At 58.1% G+C, this 19,283-nt stretch carries 20 protein-coding genes; 18 read left to right on the top strand and 2 right to left on the bottom strand.

Going from position 1 to position 19,283, the window contains the following annotated elements:
- Position 1: 1 nt before the first annotated feature.
- Both dnaN and dnaA read right to left on the bottom strand, forming a co-directional pair.
- On the bottom strand, positions 2-1,105 hold the full coding sequence (gene dnaN / locus PFU01S_RS00120) for a DNA polymerase III subunit beta (protein ID WP_023532585.1): 1,104 nt from the start codon (positions 1,103-1,105) through the stop codon (positions 2-4).
- Positions 1,106-1,145: 40 nt separating this feature from the next.
- Positions 1,146-2,672: a chromosomal replication initiator protein DnaA gene (gene dnaA, locus PFU01S_RS00125; RefSeq protein WP_027913305.1), complete on the bottom strand. Its 1,527-nt coding sequence runs from the start codon at positions 2,670-2,672 to the stop codon at positions 1,146-1,148.
- A gap of 598 nt (positions 2,673-3,270) precedes the next feature.
- On the opposite strand from dnaA, the gene rpmH reads away from it, so the two are divergent.
- The 18 genes from rpmH (at position 3,271) to PFU01S_RS00205 (ending at position 19,189) form a co-directional block, all read left to right on the top strand.
- Complete coding sequence (gene rpmH / locus PFU01S_RS21485; RefSeq protein ID WP_003253163.1) at positions 3,271-3,405, top strand: 50S ribosomal protein L34; 135 nt, start codon at positions 3,271-3,273, stop codon at positions 3,403-3,405.
- A 13-nt stretch (positions 3,406-3,418) separates the two neighbouring features.
- Complete coding sequence (gene rnpA / locus PFU01S_RS00130) at positions 3,419-3,823, top strand: ribonuclease P protein component (protein WP_027913306.1); 405 nt, start codon at positions 3,419-3,421, stop codon at positions 3,821-3,823.
- Positions 3,816-4,061 (top strand): membrane protein insertion efficiency factor YidD, encoded by a 246-nt coding sequence (yidD, locus tag PFU01S_RS21490; protein ID WP_078477749.1) that lies wholly within the window; start codon positions 3,816-3,818, stop codon positions 4,059-4,061. Before rnpA ends, yidD begins: the two co-directional genes overlap by 8 nt.
- Positions 4,062-4,063: 2 nt before the next feature.
- Positions 4,064-5,752, top strand: a complete 1,689-nt coding sequence (gene yidC, locus PFU01S_RS00135; protein WP_028686811.1) for a membrane protein insertase YidC — start codon at positions 4,064-4,066, stop codon at positions 5,750-5,752.
- Positions 5,753-5,839: 87 nt separating this feature from the next.
- Positions 5,840-7,210: a tRNA uridine-5-carboxymethylaminomethyl(34) synthesis GTPase MnmE gene (gene mnmE / locus PFU01S_RS00140; RefSeq protein ID WP_028686810.1), complete on the top strand. Its 1,371-nt coding sequence runs from the start codon at positions 5,840-5,842 to the stop codon at positions 7,208-7,210.
- 482 nt (positions 7,211-7,692) lie between these two features.
- The gene (gene mnmG, locus PFU01S_RS00145; protein ID WP_028686809.1) at positions 7,693-9,585 is read left to right on the top strand and encodes a tRNA uridine-5-carboxymethylaminomethyl(34) synthesis enzyme MnmG; all 1,893 of its coding nucleotides are present in this window, start codon (positions 7,693-7,695) and stop codon (positions 9,583-9,585) included.
- Positions 9,582-10,232 carry a 16S rRNA (guanine(527)-N(7))-methyltransferase RsmG gene (gene rsmG, locus PFU01S_RS00150; RefSeq protein WP_027913310.1) on the top strand — a complete coding sequence of 217 codons (651 nt, stop codon included), beginning with the start codon at positions 9,582-9,584 and terminating at the stop codon, positions 10,230-10,232. Before mnmG ends, rsmG begins: the two co-directional genes overlap by 4 nt.
- A gap of 18 nt (positions 10,233-10,250) precedes the next feature.
- Positions 10,251-11,042: a ParA family protein gene (locus tag PFU01S_RS00155; protein WP_023532809.1), complete on the top strand. Its 792-nt coding sequence runs from the start codon at positions 10,251-10,253 to the stop codon at positions 11,040-11,042.
- Positions 11,043-11,051: 9 nt separating this feature from the next.
- Positions 11,052-11,924, top strand: coding sequence for a ParB/RepB/Spo0J family partition protein (locus PFU01S_RS00160; protein WP_027913312.1), 873 nt, complete (start codon positions 11,052-11,054; stop codon positions 11,922-11,924).
- A gap of 148 nt (positions 11,925-12,072) precedes the next feature.
- Positions 12,073-12,480, top strand: a complete 408-nt coding sequence (locus tag PFU01S_RS00165; RefSeq protein ID WP_023532288.1) for a F0F1 ATP synthase subunit I — start codon at positions 12,073-12,075, stop codon at positions 12,478-12,480.
- Between the two features lie 16 nt (positions 12,481-12,496).
- Positions 12,497-13,366 (top strand): F0F1 ATP synthase subunit A, encoded by an 870-nt coding sequence (gene atpB / locus PFU01S_RS00170; protein ID WP_023532311.1) that lies wholly within the window; start codon positions 12,497-12,499, stop codon positions 13,364-13,366.
- 145 nt (positions 13,367-13,511) lie between these two features.
- Positions 13,512-13,769, top strand: a complete 258-nt coding sequence (gene atpE, locus PFU01S_RS00175) for a F0F1 ATP synthase subunit C (protein ID WP_003097235.1) — start codon at positions 13,512-13,514, stop codon at positions 13,767-13,769.
- 57 nt (positions 13,770-13,826) lie between these two features.
- Positions 13,827-14,297, top strand: a complete 471-nt coding sequence (locus PFU01S_RS00180) for a F0F1 ATP synthase subunit B (RefSeq protein ID WP_011536505.1) — start codon at positions 13,827-13,829, stop codon at positions 14,295-14,297.
- Between the two features lie 12 nt (positions 14,298-14,309).
- Positions 14,310-14,846, top strand: coding sequence for a F0F1 ATP synthase subunit delta (locus PFU01S_RS00185; protein WP_023532623.1), 537 nt, complete (start codon positions 14,310-14,312; stop codon positions 14,844-14,846).
- 21 nt (positions 14,847-14,867) lie between these two features.
- Complete coding sequence (atpA, locus tag PFU01S_RS00190) at positions 14,868-16,412, top strand: F0F1 ATP synthase subunit alpha (RefSeq protein WP_023532736.1); 1,545 nt, start codon at positions 14,868-14,870, stop codon at positions 16,410-16,412.
- Positions 16,413-16,460: 48 nt separating this feature from the next.
- Complete coding sequence (gene atpG / locus PFU01S_RS00195) at positions 16,461-17,321, top strand: F0F1 ATP synthase subunit gamma (RefSeq protein WP_023532742.1); 861 nt, start codon at positions 16,461-16,463, stop codon at positions 17,319-17,321.
- A gap of 27 nt (positions 17,322-17,348) precedes the next feature.
- Entirely contained in the window at positions 17,349-18,725 is a 1,377-nt protein-coding gene (gene atpD / locus PFU01S_RS00200) for a F0F1 ATP synthase subunit beta (protein WP_023532615.1), read from the top strand.
- A 44-nt stretch (positions 18,726-18,769) separates the two neighbouring features.
- Positions 18,770-19,189: a F0F1 ATP synthase subunit epsilon gene (locus PFU01S_RS00205; RefSeq protein WP_023532701.1), complete on the top strand. Its 420-nt coding sequence runs from the start codon at positions 18,770-18,772 to the stop codon at positions 19,187-19,189.
- The last annotated feature ends 94 nt before the right edge of the window (positions 19,190-19,283 follow it).

Below are 19,283 nucleotides of genomic sequence, written 5' to 3' on the forward strand. Positions count from 1 at the left end.
CTTACAGCCGCATCGGCATGACAACGTACGAAGAGTCGTCATTGCCTGCCTCCTGCAGCAGTGCACTGCTGTTGGAGTCCGACAAAATCAGGCGCACCTGCTCAGTGGTCATGACGCCCAGCACATCCAGCAGGTAGCTGACGTTGAAACCGATCTCAAGCGAGCTACCGTCGTAGTCGACGCTGATTTCTTCCTCAGCCTCTTCCTGCTCGGGGTTGTTGGCCTGGATCTTCAACTGGCCGGCAGCGAGCAACAAGCGAATCCCGCGGTACTTTTCGTTGGACAGGATCGCGGTGCGGCTGAACGCCTCGCGCAAAGCTTGGCGATCACCAATCACCAGTTTGTCACCGCCTTTGGGCAGCACACGCTCGTAATCAGGGAATTTACCGTCGACGAGCTTGGAGGTGAATGTGAACTCACCCGTCGTTGCGCGGATATGGTGTTGCCCAAGAACGATGCTGACCATGCCTTCAGGCTCGGTCAGCAAGCGAGCAAGCTCCAGAATACCTTTGCGCGGCACGATCACCTGGTGGCGGTCGTCCTGTTCGATCGGTGCACTCATCGAGCACAATGCCAGGCGGTGGCCATCAGTGGAAACGGCACGCAGGGTATTGCGCGACACCTCCAGCAGCATGCCGTTAAGGTAGTAACGCACGTCTTGCTGGGCCATGGCGAAGCTGGTGCGTTCGATCAATCGACGCAGTTTGCTTTGTTCCAGATTGCACGTGAGCGAGCCTGGCCCTTCTTCCACGGTCGGGAAATCATTGGCAGGCAACGTCGACAGTGTGAAGCGGCTACGCCCGGCCTTGACCAGCAGTTTTTGCTCATCGAGCTTGATGTCGATCAGCACGTCACTGGGCAGGCTTTTGCAGATGTCCATCAGCTTGCGTGCTGGGACAGTGATCTCGCCAGGCTCGGCAGGTTCTTCCAGTTGCACGCGGCCCACCAGTTCAACCTCAAGGTCGGTACCGGTCAGCGACAGTTGCTGGCCTTGAACGACCAGCAAAACATTTGAAAGCACCGGCAACGTCTGCCGGCGCTCGACGACACCTGCCACCAGTTGCAGAGGTTTGAGCAAGGCTTCGCGTTGAATCGTGAAATGCATGGTCTAGTCCCTTGCCTTCATATGGCTGCGCTGACGGCCCTCAGGTCGTCAGCGTGCGCAGCAGGTTCTTGTAGTCCTCGCGGATATCCGCGTCGGATTCTTTCAGTTCATTGATCTTTCGGCAGGCATGCAGCACGGTCGTGTGGTCGCGCCCACCAAACATGTCGCCGATTTCTGGCAAGCTGTGGTTGGTCAGCTCCTTGGAGAGCGCCATCGCCACCTGACGTGGACGAGCTACCGAACGGGACCGGCGTTTGGACAACAGATCGGAGATCTTGATCTTGTAGTACTCGGCCACCGTACGCTGGATGTTATCCACACTCACCAGCTTGTCTTGCAGTGCCAGAAGGTCCTTCAGGGATTCGCGGATCAACTCGATGGTGATGTCGCGCCCCATGAAGTGTGAATGGGCGATCACGCGCTTCAGGGCGCCCTCCAGCTCACGCACGTTCGACCGAATACGCTGAGCGATGAAGAAGGCCGCATCGTGCGGCAGTTCCACCTTGGCCTGATCGGCCTTCTTCATCAGGATCGCGACGCGCGTTTCCAGTTCCGGCGGCTCCACGGCAACCGTGAGGCCCCAGCCAAAGCGCGATTTCAAACGTTCCTCGAGCCCTTCGATTTCCTTGGGATATCGATCGGAGGTGAGGATCACCTGCTGGCCACCTTCGAGCAGTGCGTTGAAGGTGTGGAAAAACTCTTCCTGTGAACGCTCCTTGCGCGCAAAGAACTGAATGTCATCGATGAGCAGCGCATCGACCGAACGGTAGAAGCGCTTGAACTCGTTGATTGCATTGAGCTGAAGTGCCTTGACCATATCGGCGACGAAGCGCTCGGAATGCAGGTACACCACCTTGGCATTCGGGTTCTTTCTAAGCAGGTGGTTACCCACGGCATGCATGAGGTGGGTTTTACCCAAGCCCACACCGCCATAGAGAAACAGGGGGTTATAACCATGCTTGGGGTTGTCGGCAACCTGCCAGGCGGCGGCACGGGCCAGCTGGTTCGACTTGCCTTCTACAAATGTGTCGAACGTGAACGTGCGGTTCAGGTAGCTGGTGTGCTTGAGAGCACCTTCCACCTGCACCGTCCGCTGCTCTGTCCTACCCGCGGGGGCCTGAGCAGGTTCGGCCATGGCATCGAAGCTATCCCTCGAAGAAGGCTCGGCCACGTCGTTGGCGTTTGCAGGCGCGGGGTCGGACGAGGCCACTGGAGCGGGCTCGGACGGCGTGATGGAGGGGGCCTTGGGCGTCGTTTGCACCAGAGAGGCTGCCACAGCCGCGCTCACTGGGGCATTAGGTGCCGCACGGGGGGCAGAGCTGCGCCGGCTGCCGATCAGCAGCGACAACGCAGGGGCGATGCCCGTGCCTTTTTCTCCCAAAAGCTCAAGCAAACGCCCCAGGTACTTTTCATTGACCCAATCGAGAACGAAACGGTTAGGCGCATAGACGCGCAACTCGTCGCCTTCGGCTTCGACCTGTAACGGACGGATCCAGGTGTTGAATTGCTGGGCAGGCAGTTCATCGCGCAGAAGCTCCACGCACTGCTGCCAAAGTTCCACTGACACGGATATCCCCTGAGCTTGAAAGCCACGAAGGCTGAAACAAACGGCCATTGTACCGGGCACGCGCTCAGTTATCCACATGCGGACACACCGGCATGCATGGCAGAACTGTCATTTAATGACCGAAACACCACTTATACGCTGTGCATAAACTCTGTGGATAACTAGCCATGAGGGCTATGCACAACCCAGTGAATCGAGCTGTGCATAACCTGCCTGTGTATAAATAGCCCTTTTATGCACAGCTTAAATTCAGCTCTAGAACAGTTGCAGCACGGCTTCCGAACAGGGTTTAAAAATGCTGCGAAGCCCTGGCTATGAGGCCTTCAGCACGTTATCCACAGAAAGTTATCCACTTAAGAGTATTAAGATCTTTAGAGAAGTTTTTTATATGTCTTTCTTATTTTTCATGTTGAGCAGTGGTGTCCTGCCCAGCCTCATGGAGGTGTCAGTGCCGCTAGCCAATCCTTACGCCCGTTCATCCCACACCTAAAGGAAAGGTTGGTTGGAAATTGACCTATGGGCTTGCTTTCTCTAGAATCGCCGGTCTCTTAAAAGGGGGCCATCCCGGCCCGTCGTCGACAAACCCAGGTAACACGCCATGAAACGTACTTTCCAACCAAGCACCATCAAGCGCGCGCGCACTCACGGTTTCCGTGCCCGTATGGCTACTAAGAACGGCCGCGCTGTTCTGTCGCGTCGTCGTGCCAAAGGCCGTAAGCGTCTGGCCATTTGATTTTTCGGCACAGGTGGTGAGTCAGGACTTCAGTCGGGAAAAGCGACTGCTTACACCCCGGCATTTCAAAGCGGTCTTCGACTCCCCAACCGGCAAGGTTCCAGGGAAAAACCTGCTGATCCTTGCTCGCGAGAACGGTCTGGATCACCCGCGCCTTGGCCTGGTGATTGGCAAGAAAAGCGTCAAGCTCGCCGTTCAACGCAACCGCCTCAAGCGCTTGATGCGCGATTCCTTTCGTCTGAACCAGCATTCACTTGCCGGATTGGATATCGTGATCGTCGCGCGCAAGGGATTGGGTGAGATAGAAAACCCGGAATTGCACCAACACTTCGGCAAACTCTGGAAGCGCCTGGCGCGTAGCCGACCGGCACCAGCAGTCTCCGCCGATCGCGCAGGGGTAAGCAGCCAAGATGCGTAAACTGGCACTCGTTCCGATCCAGTTTTACCGTTATGCCATTAGTCCTCTGATGGCCAGCCACTGCCGTTTCTACCCCAGTTGCTCTTGTTACGCCTACGAAGCCATCGAAAACCACGGCCTCTGGCGTGGTGGATGGCTAGCCGTTCGTCGCCTGGGGCGTTGTCATCCGTGGAACGACGGCGGTTTCGACCCCGTTCCACCCGCTCCTTCCTCCCGAACTTCTTCGATAGCCGAGTAATCATGGATATTAAACGCACGATCCTGATCGTCGCCCTGGCAATCGTGTCCTACGTCATGGTCCTTAAATGGAACCAGGACTACGGCCAGGCTGCCCTGCCGACTCAGAATACTGCTGCCAGCACGACCAACCCTGGTTTGCCCGATGGCGTACCTGCCGGTGATTCCGGTGCGGGTGCCAGCGCCGATGTGCCAAGCGCCACTGCTGAAACCCACACCGCCGATCAGGCACCCGTGGCTGTCAGCAAGGACCTGATCCGGGTCAAGACCGATGTGCTGGACCTGGCTATCGATCCGGTAGGTGGTGACGTCGTCCAGTTGAACCTGCCGCAGTATCCACGCCGTCAGGACCATCCGGACATTCCGTTCCAACTGTTCGACAACGGTGGGGAGCGCGTCTATCTCGCGCAAAGCGGCTTGACTGGTGCCAACGGTCCAGATGCCCGCTCGACCGGTCGCCCCCTCTACGCTGCCGATCAGAAGCGTTATCAGTTGGCCGATGGTCAGGACCAGTTGGTGGTGGACCTGAAGTTCAGCGACAACGGGGTCAACTACATCAAGCGCTTCAGCTTCAAGCGCGGCGAATATGACCTGAACGTCAGCTACCTGATCGACAACCAGAGCAGCCAGGCTTGGAGCGGCAACATGTTCGCCCAGCTCAAGCGCGATGCCAGTTCCGATCCATCGTCGAGCACTGCCACGGGTACCGCGACCTACTTGGGTGCGGCCTTGTGGACACCTTCGGAGCCTTACAAAAAGGTCTCGATGAAGGACATCGACAAAGGTAGTTTGAAAGAAAATGTGTCCGGCGGCTGGGTAGCATGGCTTCAGCACTACTTCGTGACCGCATGGATCCCGGCCAAGTCCGACAACAACGTGGTGCAAACCCGCAAGGACAGCCAGGGTAATTACATCATCGGCTACACCGGCCCGGCTATCAGCGTGCCTGCTGGGGGCAAGGCTGAAACCAGCGCCATGCTGTATGCCGGTCCCAAGATCCAGTCCAAGCTCAAGGAGTTGTCCCCAGGCCTGGAACTGACCGTCGACTACGGCTTCTTGTGGTTCATCGCCCAGCCGATCTTCTGGCTTCTGCAACATATCCACAGCCTGCTGGGTAACTGGGGCTGGTCGATCATCGTGCTGACCATGCTCATCAAGGGCCTGTTCTTCCCGCTGTCCGCTGCCAGCTACCGTTCCATGGCACGTATGCGTGCGGTCTCGCCCAAGCTCGCAGCGCTCAAGGAACGCTTCGGCGATGATCGCCAGAAGATGTCCCAGGCGATGATGGAGCTGTACAAGAAAGAGAAGATCAACCCGCTGGGCGGTTGCTTGCCGATCCTGGTTCAGATGCCAGTATTCCTGGCCCTTTACTGGGTACTGCTGGAAAGCGTCGAGATGCGTCAGGCACCTTGGATGCTGTGGATTACCGACCTGTCGATCAAGGATCCGTTCTTCATCCTGCCGATCATCATGGGCGCCACCATGTTCATTCAGCAGCGCCTGAACCCGACCCCGCCGGATCCGATGCAGGCCAAGGTGATGAAAATGATGCCGATCATCTTCACCTTCTTCTTCCTGTGGTTCCCAGCAGGTCTGGTGCTGTACTGGGTTGTGAACAACTGCCTGTCCATCACGCAGCAGTGGTACATCACGCGCAGCATCGAGGCTGCCAACAAGAAAGCGGCTGCCTGACGGGCTGCTACGCTAGCTTGTGAATAAAACGCCCCTTCGTGGGGCGTTTTTGCTATCTGTCGTTTTTGTCGTAGAGGCTTCCCCAGCATGAATACTGTGCGTGAAACCATTGCCGCCATCGCTACTGCCCAAGGCCGCGGCGGTGTAGGCATCGTAAGGTTGTCAGGGCCACTGGCTGCCAAGGCGGGCCAGTGGATAACCGGTCGCAGCCTGCAACCGCGTCATGCTCATTACGGGCCGTTCCGAGACGAGGAGGGGGTGGTACTGGATGAAGGTATCGCGCTGTTCTTTCCGGGGCCCCACTCATTCACCGGTGAAGATGTACTCGAGCTGCAAGGCCATGGCGGCCCCGTCGTTCTGGATATGCTGCTACAGCGCTGTGTACAACTGGGTTGTCGCCTGGCCAGGCCGGGTGAGTTCAGCGAGCGGGCATTTCTCAATGACAAGCTCGACCTGGCTCAAGCTGAGGCCATCGCCGACTTGATCGAAGCCAGCTCCAGCCAGGCAGCGCGAAACGCACTGCGATCGCTGCAGGGCGAATTCTCAAGACATGTCCACAGCCTTACCGAAGCGTTGATCGCGCTGCGCATCTACGTTGAGGCCGCCATTGATTTTCCCGAGGAGGAAATCGACTTTCTAGCCGATGGCCATGTGCTGTCGATGCTCGATGCCGTAAGGGATCATTTATCCACAGTACTGCGTGAGGCAGGCCAAGGTGCATTGCTGCGCGATGGCATGACAGTGGTCATCGCTGGGCGGCCCAATGCAGGCAAGTCGAGCCTGCTCAACCAGCTGGCGGGACGTGAAGCGGCGATCGTGACGGATATCGCCGGCACGACCCGGGATACCCTGCGCGAACATATCCACATCGACGGTATGCCGCTTCACGTGGTGGACACAGCCGGGCTACGTTCGACAGATGATCATGTGGAAAAGATCGGTGTGGAGCGCGCGCTACGAGCGATAAGTGAGGCAGACCGGATATTGCTGGTTGTGGACTCCACGGCCCCTGAAGCCGGCGATCCCTTCTCCCTGTGGCCCGAGTTTCTGGACCAGCGCCCGGATCCGGCACGGGTAACCCTCATACGCAACAAAGCGGATCTGAGCGGGGAGCCTGTCGCGCTGCACCAGGGCGAAGATGGACAAGCCACCATCACGCTGAGCGCCAAAGGAGAGGGGGGAGGGCTGCAGCTGTTGCGCGACCATCTCAAGGCCTGCATGGGCTATGAACAGACCGCCGAAAGTGGTTTCAGCGCCCGTAGACGGCATCTGGATGCCTTGCGCCAGGCCAGTGAGCACCTGGAGCATGGCCGTGCGCAGCTGACCCTTGCCGGTGCAGGTGAGTTACTGGCAGAGGACCTGCGGCAGGCACAACAGGTGCTTGGGGAAATCACCGGAGCCTTCAGTTCCGATGACTTGTTGGGACGGATTTTCTCGAGTTTTTGCATCGGCAAGTAACAGACAAGCCAGGTCCCACATCAGCCAACCGCCTCTTTGAGGCGGTTTTTTTTGGCCCGAACAAAGCCTCCAGCAAGGCATAGCCTAAGAACGGCACCCGCTAAGCCCTGTGGAAAACCCTCGCTAAGCTCCGTTGATAAGCGGCACTTTTTCTTGAGGATAAATGGCCCTGTGGGTAACCATCACTTTAATCCACAGGCTATTCCTCGTTATCCCAAGCGCTCAGAGGGGGTAAGCCACAGGGTTCAGGATCTCTGTACAGCACGTGCTACATGGCCTTCAGAGCGTTATCCACAGATAGTAATGTGCATAAGAATAAACATAAAAACAAAGCTTTTATAAATCTCTCTTCTTGATTTCTGTTGTATGCCATTCATCCACAGCCTGATCAAAATTTGCTCAGACGGTTTCATTGAGGGGGGTGATGTCCCTATACTTGTCGGCTTACCTTTTCTATTTGCACAACAGGCACGAGGTGCGTGGTGGATTTCCCTTCCCGTTTTGAAGTGATCGTCATCGGCGGCGGCCATGCCGGTACCGAGGCTGCGCTTGCGTCTGCACGCATGGGTGTCAAAACCCTGCTGCTGACCCACAACGTGGAAACCCTCGGGCACATGAGTTGCAACCCTGCCATTGGTGGCATCGGCAAGAGCCATCTGGTCAAGGAAATCGATGCCTTGGGCGGCGCCATGGCGCTGGCCACCGACAAGAGTGGTATTCAGTTTCGCGTGTTGAACAACCGCAAAGGCCCAGCCGTTCGCGCCACGCGTGCGCAGGCTGACCGCGCCATCTACAAGGCGGTGGTGCGTGAGATGTTGGAAAACCAGCCCAACCTGTGGATATTTCAGCAATCGTGTGACGACCTGATCGTTGAACAGGATGAAGTCAAAGGCGTGGTCACCCAGATGGGGCTGCGGTTCTTTGCAAACTCTGTCGTGCTCACCACCGGCACCTTCCTGGGCGGTTTGATCCATATCGGCATGCAGAACCACTCGGGTGGACGCGCAGGTGATCCGCCTTCCATCGCGTTGGCGCATCGCATGCGTGAATTGCCGCTACGCGTTGGCCGTCTGAAGACAGGTACGCCGCCTCGCATCGACGGCCGCTCCGTTGATTTCTCGGTCATGACCGAGCAGCCCGGCGACACGCCCATCCCGGTGATGTCGTTCATGGGCAATGCCGGCATGCACCCGCGCCAGGTGAGCTGCTACATCACTCACACCAACGCCCGCACACATGACATCATCGCTTCGAACCTTGACCGCTCGCCCATGTACTCGGGCGTCATCGAAGGGGTAGGGCCACGTTACTGCCCGTCGATCGAAGACAAGATCCACCGCTTTGCGGACAAGGAAAGCCATCAGGTATTCATCGAGCCTGAAGGCCTGACCACCCATGAGCTCTACCCCAACGGCATCTCCACGTCGCTGCCCTTCGATGTGCAGCTGGAGCTGGTGCGCTCGATCCGCGGCATGGAAAACGCGCATATCGTGCGCCCAGGCTATGCCATCGAATATGACTACTTCGATCCGCGTGACCTGAAGTACAGCCTTGAAACCAAAGTCATTGGTGGGCTTTTCTTCGCTGGCCAGATCAACGGCACCACCGGTTACGAAGAAGCCGGTGCGCAAGGCCTGTTGGCCGGGACCAACGCCGCACTGCGCGCCCAGGGGCGCGAGACCTGGTGCCCGCGGCGCGATGAAGCCTATATCGGCGTGCTGGTCGATGACCTGATCACCTTGGGTACTCAAGAACCGTATCGGATGTTCACATCCCGTGCCGAATACCGGTTGATCCTGCGCGAGGACAACGCTGACCTGCGTCTGACTGAAAAAGGGCGAGCGCTGGGGTTGATCGACGACGAGCGCTGGGACGCCTTCTGCACCAAGCGCGACGGAATCGAAAAAGAAGAGCAGCGGCTGAAATCGACCTGGATAAGACCCAACACCGAGCTAGGCCAAGCCGTTGTGGACAAGTTCGGTACGCCACTGAGCCACGAGTACAGCCTGCTGAACCTGTTGGCGCGGCCTGAAATCGACTACGCAGGGCTTATGGCGGCTACCGGCGGCGAGTCGATCGACCCACAGGTTGCCGAGCAGGTCGAGATTCGTACCAAATATGCGGGCTACATCGACCGTCAACAGGACGAAATTGCCCGCCTGCGAGCCAGCGAGGACACGCGCCTGCCTGTGGATATCGAGTACGCCACGATTTCGGGGCTGTCCAAGGAAATTCAGGGGAAACTCAGCCAGACCCGTCCCGAAACCCTGGGGCAGGCCTCGCGCATTCCGGGCGTTACGCCGGCGGCCATTTCCCTGTTGCTCATTCACCTGAAAAAACGCGGCGCAGGCCGCGAGCTGGAGCAAAGCGTTTGAGTTCCCTGGTTACCTCGCAACATGCCGAAGAGTTGTCCACAGGTGCCCGCCAGTTGGGGGTGCCCCTGAGCCTTGAACACCATGAAAAACTGCTGGGCTACCTGGCCCTGTTGATCAAATGGAACAAGGCCTACAACCTCACCGCCGTCCGGGATCCGGACGAAATGGTTTCGCGTCACCTGCTCGACAGCCTCAGCGTGATGCCGTTTATCCACAGCGAGCGCAGCAACTGGCTGGATGTTGGCAGCGGCGGAGGCATGCCCGGTGTGCCCATGGCTATCCTGCATCCCGAAAAACGAATCACCGTGCTGGATGCCAACGGCAAGAAGACGCGCTTTCTGACCCAGGTGAAAATGGAACTCAAGCTGGACAATCTCACGGTTATCCACAGCAGGGTCGAGGGGTACACGCCGGCCCAGCCGTTCGACGGCATCATCTCCCGCGCTTTCAGCAGCATGGAGAATTTCACCAACTGGACCCGCCACCTGGGCGACACCGGGACGCAGTGGCTTGCAATGAAGGGGCTGCATCCTGCCGATGAACTGGTAGCATTGCCCGCAGACTTCACAGTGGAAAGCGAGCAGGCCCTGACCGTTCCGGGTTGCCAGGGCCAACGTCATCTGCTGATACTGCGCCGCAAGGCTTGATTGGGAACAGACGCATCAATGGCTAAGGTATTCGCAATCGCGAACCAGAAAGGTGGTGTGGGCAAGACCACCACCTGTATCAATCTCGCTGCCTCGCTGGTGGCGACCAAGCGCCGTGTGCTGCTGATCGACCTCGATCCGCAGGGCAATGCCACCATGGGCAGCGGCGTGGACAAGCACGAGCTCGAGCACTCTGTGTACGACCTGCTTATCGGAGAGTGTGACCTGGCCCAGGCCATGCACTATTCCGAGCATGGCGGGTTCCAGCTGTTGCCGGCCAACCGGGACCTGACCGCTGCCGAAGTGGTGCTGCTGGAGATGCAGGTCAAGGAAAGCCGCCTGCGCAATGCGCTGGCGCCCATTCGCGACAATTACGATTTCATCCTCATCGACTGCCCGCCTTCACTGTCGATGCTGACGCTCAATGCCCTGGTGGCTTCCGATGGCGTGATCATTCCCATGCAGTGCGAGTACTACGCGCTGGAAGGGCTGAGCGACCTTGTGGACAACATCAAGCGCATTGCCGCCAAGTTGAACCCCGCGCTCAAGATCGAGGGGTTGCTGCGAACCATGTATGATCCGCGGCTGAGCCTGAACAACGATGTATCGGCGCAGCTCAAGGAGCACTTCGGTTCGCAGTTGTACGACACCGTCATTCCTCGAAACATCCGCCTGGCCGAAGCACCCAGCTTCGGTATGCCGGCATTGGCCTACGACAAGCAATCGCGCGGCGCACAGGCCTACCTCGCCCTGGCGGGAGAATTGGTCCGTCGTCAACGCCGCCAGTCCCGCACTGCACAAGCAACTTAAGGAATCCGCATGGCCGTCAAGAAACGGGGTCTCGGACGTGGGTTGGATGCGCTGCTCAGCGGTCCAACCGTAAGCGCGCTCGAAGAGCAGGCTGTAAAGATCGACCTGAAGGAGCTTCAGCACCTGCCCGTCGAGCTGATTCAACGGGGCAAGTACCAGCCGCGTCGCGACATGGACCCGCAGGCGCTCGAAGAACTGGCACACTCGATCCGCAGCCATGGCGTGATGCAACCGATCGTGGTGCGGCCGGTTGGCGATGAGCGCTATGAGATCATCGCCGGTGAGCGGCGCTGGCGCGCGACTCAGCAAGCTGGGCTGGACACCATTCCGGCCATGGTCCGCGAGGTCCCTGACGAAGCGGCCATTGCCATGGCCCTTATCGAGAACATCCAGCGCGAGGACTTGAACCCTCTGGAAGAGGCGCTGGCCTTGCAGCGGTTGCAGCAGGAGTTCGAGCTGACCCAGCAGCAAGTGGCCGATGCGGTAGGCAAGTCACGGGTGACCGTGGCCAACCTGTTGCGGTTGATCACGTTGCCGGAGGCGATCAAGACCATGCTCGCCCATGGAGACCTGGAAATGGGTCACGCACGGGCTTTGCTAGGCCTGGAGGAGAATCGCCAGGAGGAAGGGGCGCGTCATGTTGTCGCACGTGGGCTGACCGTACGTCAGACCGAGGCACTGGTGCGCCAGTGGCTGAGCGACAAGCCTGATCCGGTAGAACCCGGTAAACCTGATCCGGACATTGCACGCCTGGAACAGCGGCTTGCAGAGCGTTTGGGCTCGGCTGTACAGATTCGCCACGGCACCAAAGGCAAGGGCCAACTGGTCATTCGCTACAACTCGCTCGATGAGTTGCAGGGCGTACTCGCACACATTCGCTGAAACAATTCCTGTTGTAGCGCGCAATCGGAAATCACTACGAATAGTTGAATAGGGGTTAATCCACCCCTATACTCTGCGCGCATTTTGTCGGCACAAATTATGCCAAGTCATCGCTGACTGGCGGGCCGATTCACGGGGAGCAGTTGTGATGGAAATCCGCACGCCAAACCGGTTGCCTTTCCATCGCTGGGCGGTTTTTCCGGTATTGCTGACGCAATTCGTCGTGCTGCTGCTGGCAACCTTGGTGTTGTGGCAGTTGGCTGGGACGGTCAGCGGATATTCAGGGCTCTGCGGAGGCCTGATTGCCTGGCTGCCCAATGTTTATTTCGCCTGGAAGGCTTTTCGCTTTAGCGGAGCTCGGGCGGCGCAGGCCATCGTCAAGTCGTTCTACGCTGGCGAGGCAGGCAAGATGATTTTGACGGCAGTGCTCTTCGCACTGACCTTCGCAGGAGTGAAGCCACTGGCGCCGCTGGCAGTATTCGGCGTCTTCGTGTTGACCCTTTTGGTCAGCTGGTTCGCGCCCCTGCTGATGAATAAAAGACTTTCGAGACCTTAGGGCGTTTGAGGCAACCATGGCAGCAGAAACCGCTTCGGGCTATATCCAGCACCACTTGCAGAACCTGACTTACGGTCAACTACCAGACGGCAGCTGGGGCTTCGCCCATTCGGCTGCAGAAGCCAAGGCTATGGGCTTCTGGGCATTCCACGTGGATACCCTGGGTTGGTCCGTCGCACTGGGTCTGATCTTCCTGTTCATCTTCCGCATGGCGGCCAAGAAGGCGACTTCCGGTCAACCGAGCGGCCTGCAGAACTTCGTCGAAGTGCTGGTGGACTTCGTCAACGGCAGCGTGAAGGACTCCTTCCACGGCCGTAGCCCGGTGATCGCGCCGCTGGCGCTGACCATCTTCGTCTGGGTATTCCTGATGAACGCCATCGACCTGGTACCGGTCGACTGGATTCCTCAGCTGGCCATCCTGATCTCGGGTGATCCGCACATTCCGTTCCGCGCCGTGTCGACCACCGACCCGAACGCGACCCTGGCCATGGCTTTCTGCGTGTTTGCGCTGATCATCTTCTACAGCATCAAGGTCAAGGGCCTGGGTGGCTTCATCGGTGAGCTGACCCTGCACCCGTTCGGCAGCAAGAACATCTTCCTGCAGATCCTGCTGATCCCGGTCAACTTCCTGCTGGAATTCGTGACCCTGATCGCCAAGCCGATCTCGCTGGCACTGCGTCTGTTCGGCAACATGTACGCCGGCGAACTGGTGTTCATCCTGATTGCCGTGATGTTCGGCGCCGGCATCCTGTGGCTCAGCGGCCTGGGTATCGTGCTGCAATGGGCGTGGGCTGTGTTCCACATCCTGATCATCACCCTGCAAGCCTTCATCTTCATGATGCTTACCATCGTCTACCTGTCGATGGCTCACGAAGATAACCATTAAGACCGCCTGGCGTGTCTGATAGCCTTCCCCGCTCGTTTGGGGGGAGGGCTTAAAAAGTCCGCAAGGGCATGCTGTACCAAACGATTCGTTTTACCGCTTCAAACTAAAAAACCTAACCAATACGACGTAAAAGTCGGGAGGAAAGATGGAAACTGTAGTTGGTCTGACCGCTATCGCTGTTGCTCTGCTGATCGGCCTGGGTGCTCTGGGTACCGCCATTGGTTTCGGCCTGCTGGGCGGCAAATTCCTGGAAGGCGCTGCTCGTCAGCCTGAGATGGTTCCGATGCTGCAGGTCAAAATGTTCATCGTTGCCGGTCTGCTCGACGCCGTCACCATGATCGGTGTTGGTATCGCTCTGTTCTTCACCTTCGCGAATCCCTTCGTTGGTCAAATCGCCGGCTAATCACTCGTTTCGACGAGTTGATTGGTGTGATGGACAAAGACCGAGCGAGGTGTTGGCGTGAACATTAATGCAACCCTGATTGGCCAATCCGTTGCTTTTCTGATTTTTGTACTCTTCTGCATGAAGTACGTATGGCCTCCGGTCATCACTGCTCTGCAAGAGCGTCAGAAGAAGATTGCAGACGGCTTGGACGCTGCCAACCGCGCAGCTCGCGACCTGGAGCTGGCCCAAGAAAAAGTGGGTCAGCAACTGCGTGAAGCAAAGGCACAGGCAGCTGAAATCATTGAGCAAAGCAAGAAACGCGCTGCTCAGCTTGTAGACGAAGCCCGTGAACAGGCTCGTGTCGAAGCTGACCGTGTGAAGGCTCAGGCTCAGGCCGAGATCGAACAGGAACTGAACAGCGTCAAAGACGCCCTGCGTGCCCAAGTGGGTGCCCTGGCTGTTGGCGGTGCTGAAAAGATCCTTGGCGCCACAATCGATCAAAACGCGCATGCAGAGCTGGTTAACAAACTGGCCGCTGAAATTTAAGCGAGGGCGATCATGGCAGAACTGACCACGTTGGCCCGACCTTACGCTAAGGCTGCCTTTGAGCATGCCCAGGCCCATCAGCAACTGGCCAATTGGTCAGCCATGCTCGGCCTGGCTGCTGCAGTGTCCGAAGACGACACCATGCAGCGCCTGCTCAAGGCCCCGCGACTGACAAGCGCAGAAAAGGCCGCCGCATTCATTGACGTTTGCGGTGACAAGTTCGATGCATCGGCACAGAATTTCATTCATGTTGCCGCGGAAAACGACCGTCTCCTGCTTCTGCCGGAGATTGCCGCTCTGTTCGACCTGTACAAGGCAGAACAAGAGAAATCCGTGGACGTGGAAGTCACCAGTGCTTTTGCGTTGAACCAAGAACAGCAAGACAAACTCGCCAAGGTTCTCAGTGCACGGCTCAGCCGGGAAGTGCGCCTGCACGCGTCGGAGGATGCCAGCCTGATCGGCGGCGTCGTCATCCGCGCCGGCGACCTGGTAATCGATGGCTCTGTTCGCGGCAAAATCGCGAAACTGGCCGAAGCATTGAAATCTTGAGTTTGAAGGGGCAGCAGAGCAATGCAGCAACTCAATCCTTCCGAAATTAGTGAAATCATCAAGGGTCGCATCGAGAAGCTCGATGTCGGCTCCCAAGCCCGTAACGAAGGTACCGTCGTAAGCGTTTCCGACGGTATCGTACGGATCCACGGTCTGGCCGACGCTATGTACGGCGAAATGATCGAGTTCCCGGGCGGCGTATACGGTATGGCACTGAACCTGGAGCAAGACTCCGTAGGTGCGGTGGTACTGGGTGCGTACACCTCCCTCGCCGAGGGCATGAGCGCCAAGTGCACCGGTCGCATCCTGGAAGTTCCGGTTGGTAAGGAACTGCTGGGTCGCGTCGTGGACGCACTGGGTAACCCGATCGACGGCAAAGGTCCGCTGAACAACACCGAGACCGACGCGGTCGAGAAAGTTGCTCCAGGCGTGATCTGGCGTAAGTCGGTAGACCAGCCTGTACAGACTGGCTACAAGTCGGTCGACGCCATGATCCCGGTTGGCCGTGGTCAGCGTGAGCTGATCATTGGTGACCGTCAGATCGGTAAGACTGCCATGGCGGTCGATGCGATCATCAACCAGAAAAACAGCGGTATCTTCTGCGTATACGTGGCCGTTGGCCAGAAGCAGTCGACCATCGCCAACGTCGTGCGCAAGCTCGAAGAAGCCGGTGCCCTGGCCAACACCATCGTTGTTGCCGCCAGCGCCTCGGAATCGGCTGCACTGCAGTTCCTGGCGCCGTACTCCGGCTGCACCATGGGCGAGTACTTCCGTGACCGCGGTGAAGACGCCCTGATCGTCTACGATGACCTGTCCAAGCAGGCTGTTGCGTACCGTCAGATCTCCCTGCTGCTGCGTCGTCCACCAGGACGTGAAGCGTACCCAGGCGACGTGTTCTATCTCCACTCCCGTCTGCTGGAGCGTGCATCGCGCGTTTCGGAAGAATACGTCGAGAAGTTCACCAATGGCGCAGTCACTGGCAAGACCGGTTCCCTGACCGCTCTGCCGATCATCGAAACCCAGGCTGGCGACGTTTCGGCGTTCGTTCCGACCAACGTGATTTCCATCACTGACGGTCAGATCTTCCTGGAATCGGCCATGTTCAACTCGGGCATCCGCCCTGCAGTGAACGCCGGTGTTTCGGTATCGCGTGTAGGTGGTGCCGCTCAGACCAAGATCATCAAGAAGCTGTCCGGGGGTATTCGTACCGCACTGGCTCAGTACCGTGAACTGGCGGCATTCGCCCAGTTCGCGTCCGATCTGGACGAAGCGACCCGCAAGCAGCTGGAGCATGGTCAGCGCGTTACCGAGCTGATGAAGCAGAAGCAGTACGCGCCGATGTCCATCGCGGACATGGCCCTGTCGCTGTACGCCGCTGAGCGTGGCTTCCTGACCGACGTAGAAGTCTCCAAGGTCGGCAGCTTCGAGCAAGCACTGATCGCCTTCTTCCACCGTGATCACGCCGAACTGATGGCGAAGATCAACGTGAAGGGTGACTTCAACGACGAAATCGACGCAGGCATGAAAGCCGGTATCGAGAAGTTCAAGGCCACCCAGACCTGGTAAGCCGCAGCGGGGGCCCAGGCCCCCGCTTGCTAACCTGATAGGTGATACATGGCAGGCGCAAAAGAGATTCGCAGTAAGATTGCGAGCATCAAAAGCACGCAAAAAATTACCAGCGCCATGGAAAAAGTGGCGGTCAGCAAAATGCGCAAGGCACAACAGCGCATGGCTGCTAGCCGTCCTTATGCGGAGCGTATCCGCCAGGTGATCGGTCATCTGGCCAACGCCAACCCGGAATACCGCCACCCGTTCATGATCGAGCGCCCTGTAAAGCGCGCCGGTTATATCGTGGTGAGCAGTGACCGTGGTCTGTGCGGTGGCTTGAATACCAACCTGTTCAAGGCCTTGGTCAAGGACATGAACGAAAACCGCGAACAGGGCGTGGAAATCGACCTGTGCGTGATCGGCAGCAAGGGTGCGACTTTCTTCCGTATCTTTGGCGGCAACGTAGTAGCCGCGATCAGCCACCTGGGCGAAGAGCCATCGATCAATGACTTGATCGGCTCCGTCAAGGTCATGCTGGACGCCTACCTCGATGGTCGTATCGATCGCCTTTCGGTGGTTTCGAACAAGTTCATCAACACCATGACCCAAAAGCCGACGGTCGAGCAATTGGTACCGTTGGTGGCAACCCCGGATCAGGAACTCAAGCATCACTGGGACTACCTGTACGAACCCGACGCAAAAGAGCTGCTGGACGGCTTGATGGTGCGTTACGTGGAGTCGCAGGTGTACCAGGCGGTGGTCGAGAACAATGCTGCTGAACAAGCAGCCCGGATGATCGCCATGAAGAACGCCACAGACAACGCCGGTGACCTGATCAGCGAACTCCAGCTGATCTACAACAAGGCGCGTCAGGCTGCGATCACCCAGGAGATCTCGGAAATCGTCGGCGGCGCTGCCGCGGTTTAACGGTTCAAAAATTCAGAGGATCCAGCTATGAGTAGCGGACGTATCGTTCAAATCATCGGCGCCGTCATCGACGTGGAATTCCCACGTGACGTCGTGCCGAGTGTTTACAACGCGCTGAAAGTACAAGGCGCGGAAACCACCCTGGAAGTTCAGCAGCAGCTGGGCGACGGCGTGGTTCGTACCATTGCGATGGGCTCGACCGAAGGTCTGAAGCGCGGTCTGGACGTCGTCGATACCGGCGCGGCCATCTCCGTTCCTGTCGGCAAGGCTACCCTGGGCCGCATCATGGACGTCCTGGGTAACCCAATCGACGAAGCCGGCCCGATCGGTGAAGAAGAGCGTCGTGGTATCCACCAGAAGGCGCCTTCGTTCGCTGACCAGGCAGGCGGCAACGACCTGCTGGAAACCGGCATCAAGGTTATCGACCTGGTTTGCCCGTTCGCCAAGGGTGGTAAAGTCGGTCTGTTCGGTGGTGCCGGTGTCGGCAAGACCGTGAACATGATGGAGCTGATCCGTAACATCGCCATCGAGCACAGCGGTTATTCCGTGTTCGCCGGTGTGGGTGAGCGTACTCGTGAGGGTAACGACTTCTACCACGAGATGAAGGACTCCAACGTTCTCGACAAAGTAGCGCTGGTCTACGGTCAGATGAACGAGCCACCAGGAAACCGTCTGCGCGTTGCGCTGACTGGCCTGACCATGGCTGAGAAATTCCGTGACGAAGGTAACGACGTTCTGCTGTTCGTCGACAACATCTATCGTTACACCCTGGCCGGTACCGAAGTATCCGCACTGCTGGGCCGTATGCCTTCGGCAGTAGGTTACCAGCCGACCCTGGCCGAAGAGATGGGCGTTCTGCAAGAGCGTATCACTTCGACCAAGGAAGGTTCGATCACCTCCATCCAGGCCGTTTACGTGCCTGCGGATGACTTGACCGACCCGTCGCCAGCGACCACCTTCGCCCACTTGGACGCCACCGTCGTTCTGTCCCGTGACATCGCCTCCCTGGGTATCTACCCAGCGGTCGACCCACTGGACTCGACTTCGCGCCAGCTGGACCCGAACGTGATCGGTACCGAGCACTACGAAACTGCCCGTCAGGTTCAGTATGTTCTGCAGCGCTACAAAGAGCTGAAAGACATCATTGCGATCCTGGGTATGGACGAACTGTCCGAGACCGACAAGCAACTGGTAGCGCGCGCTCGTAAGATCCAGCGCTTCCTGTCGCAGCCGTTCTTCGTGGCCGAGGTCTTCACCGGTTCGCCAGGCAAGTACGTTTCCCTGAAAGACACCATCGCTGGCTTCAGCGGCATCCTCAAAGGTGACTACGACCACCTGCCAGAACAAGCGTTCTACATGGTCGGCAGCATCGACGAAGCGATCGAGAAAGCCAAGAAACTGTAATCCCGGCGCTCCGCAAGGGGCGCTAATCAGGTTGAGGCAAGCAGATGGCTATGACAGTCCATTGCGATATCGTCAGCGCGGAAGGAGAAATCTTCTCCGGTCTGGTCGAGATGGTAGTAGCGCACGGCAACTTGGGCGATCTGGGTATCGCACCAGGTCACGCCCCGCTGATCACCAATCTCAAGCCGGGTCCGATCACGCTGACCAAGCAGGGTGGCACTCAAGAGGTGTACTACATCTCCGGTGGCTTCCTCGAAGTGCAGCCGAACATGGTGAAGGTTCTTGCCGACACCGTGCAACGTGCTGCCGACCTGGACGAAGCTCAGGCTCAGGAAGCCCTCAAGGCTGCCGAGAACGCGCTGAACACCAAAGGCTCGGACTTCGACTACGGCGCTGCTGCCGCACGTCTGGCCGAGGCTGCGGCTCAGCTGCGTACTGTCCAGCAGATGCGCAGAGGCAAGTGATCGGCTACGGCCATCATTTGTGTTGCGATTGAGTAAAAGGGTAGCCTCGGCTACCCTTTTTCTTTTTTCGATTTCCCCCTTTCGGTCAAGCAAC

Source organism: Pseudomonas fulva NBRC 16637 = DSM 17717 (genome assembly GCF_000730565.1).
GTDB lineage: Bacteria > Pseudomonadota > Gammaproteobacteria > Pseudomonadales > Pseudomonadaceae > Aquipseudomonas > Aquipseudomonas fulva.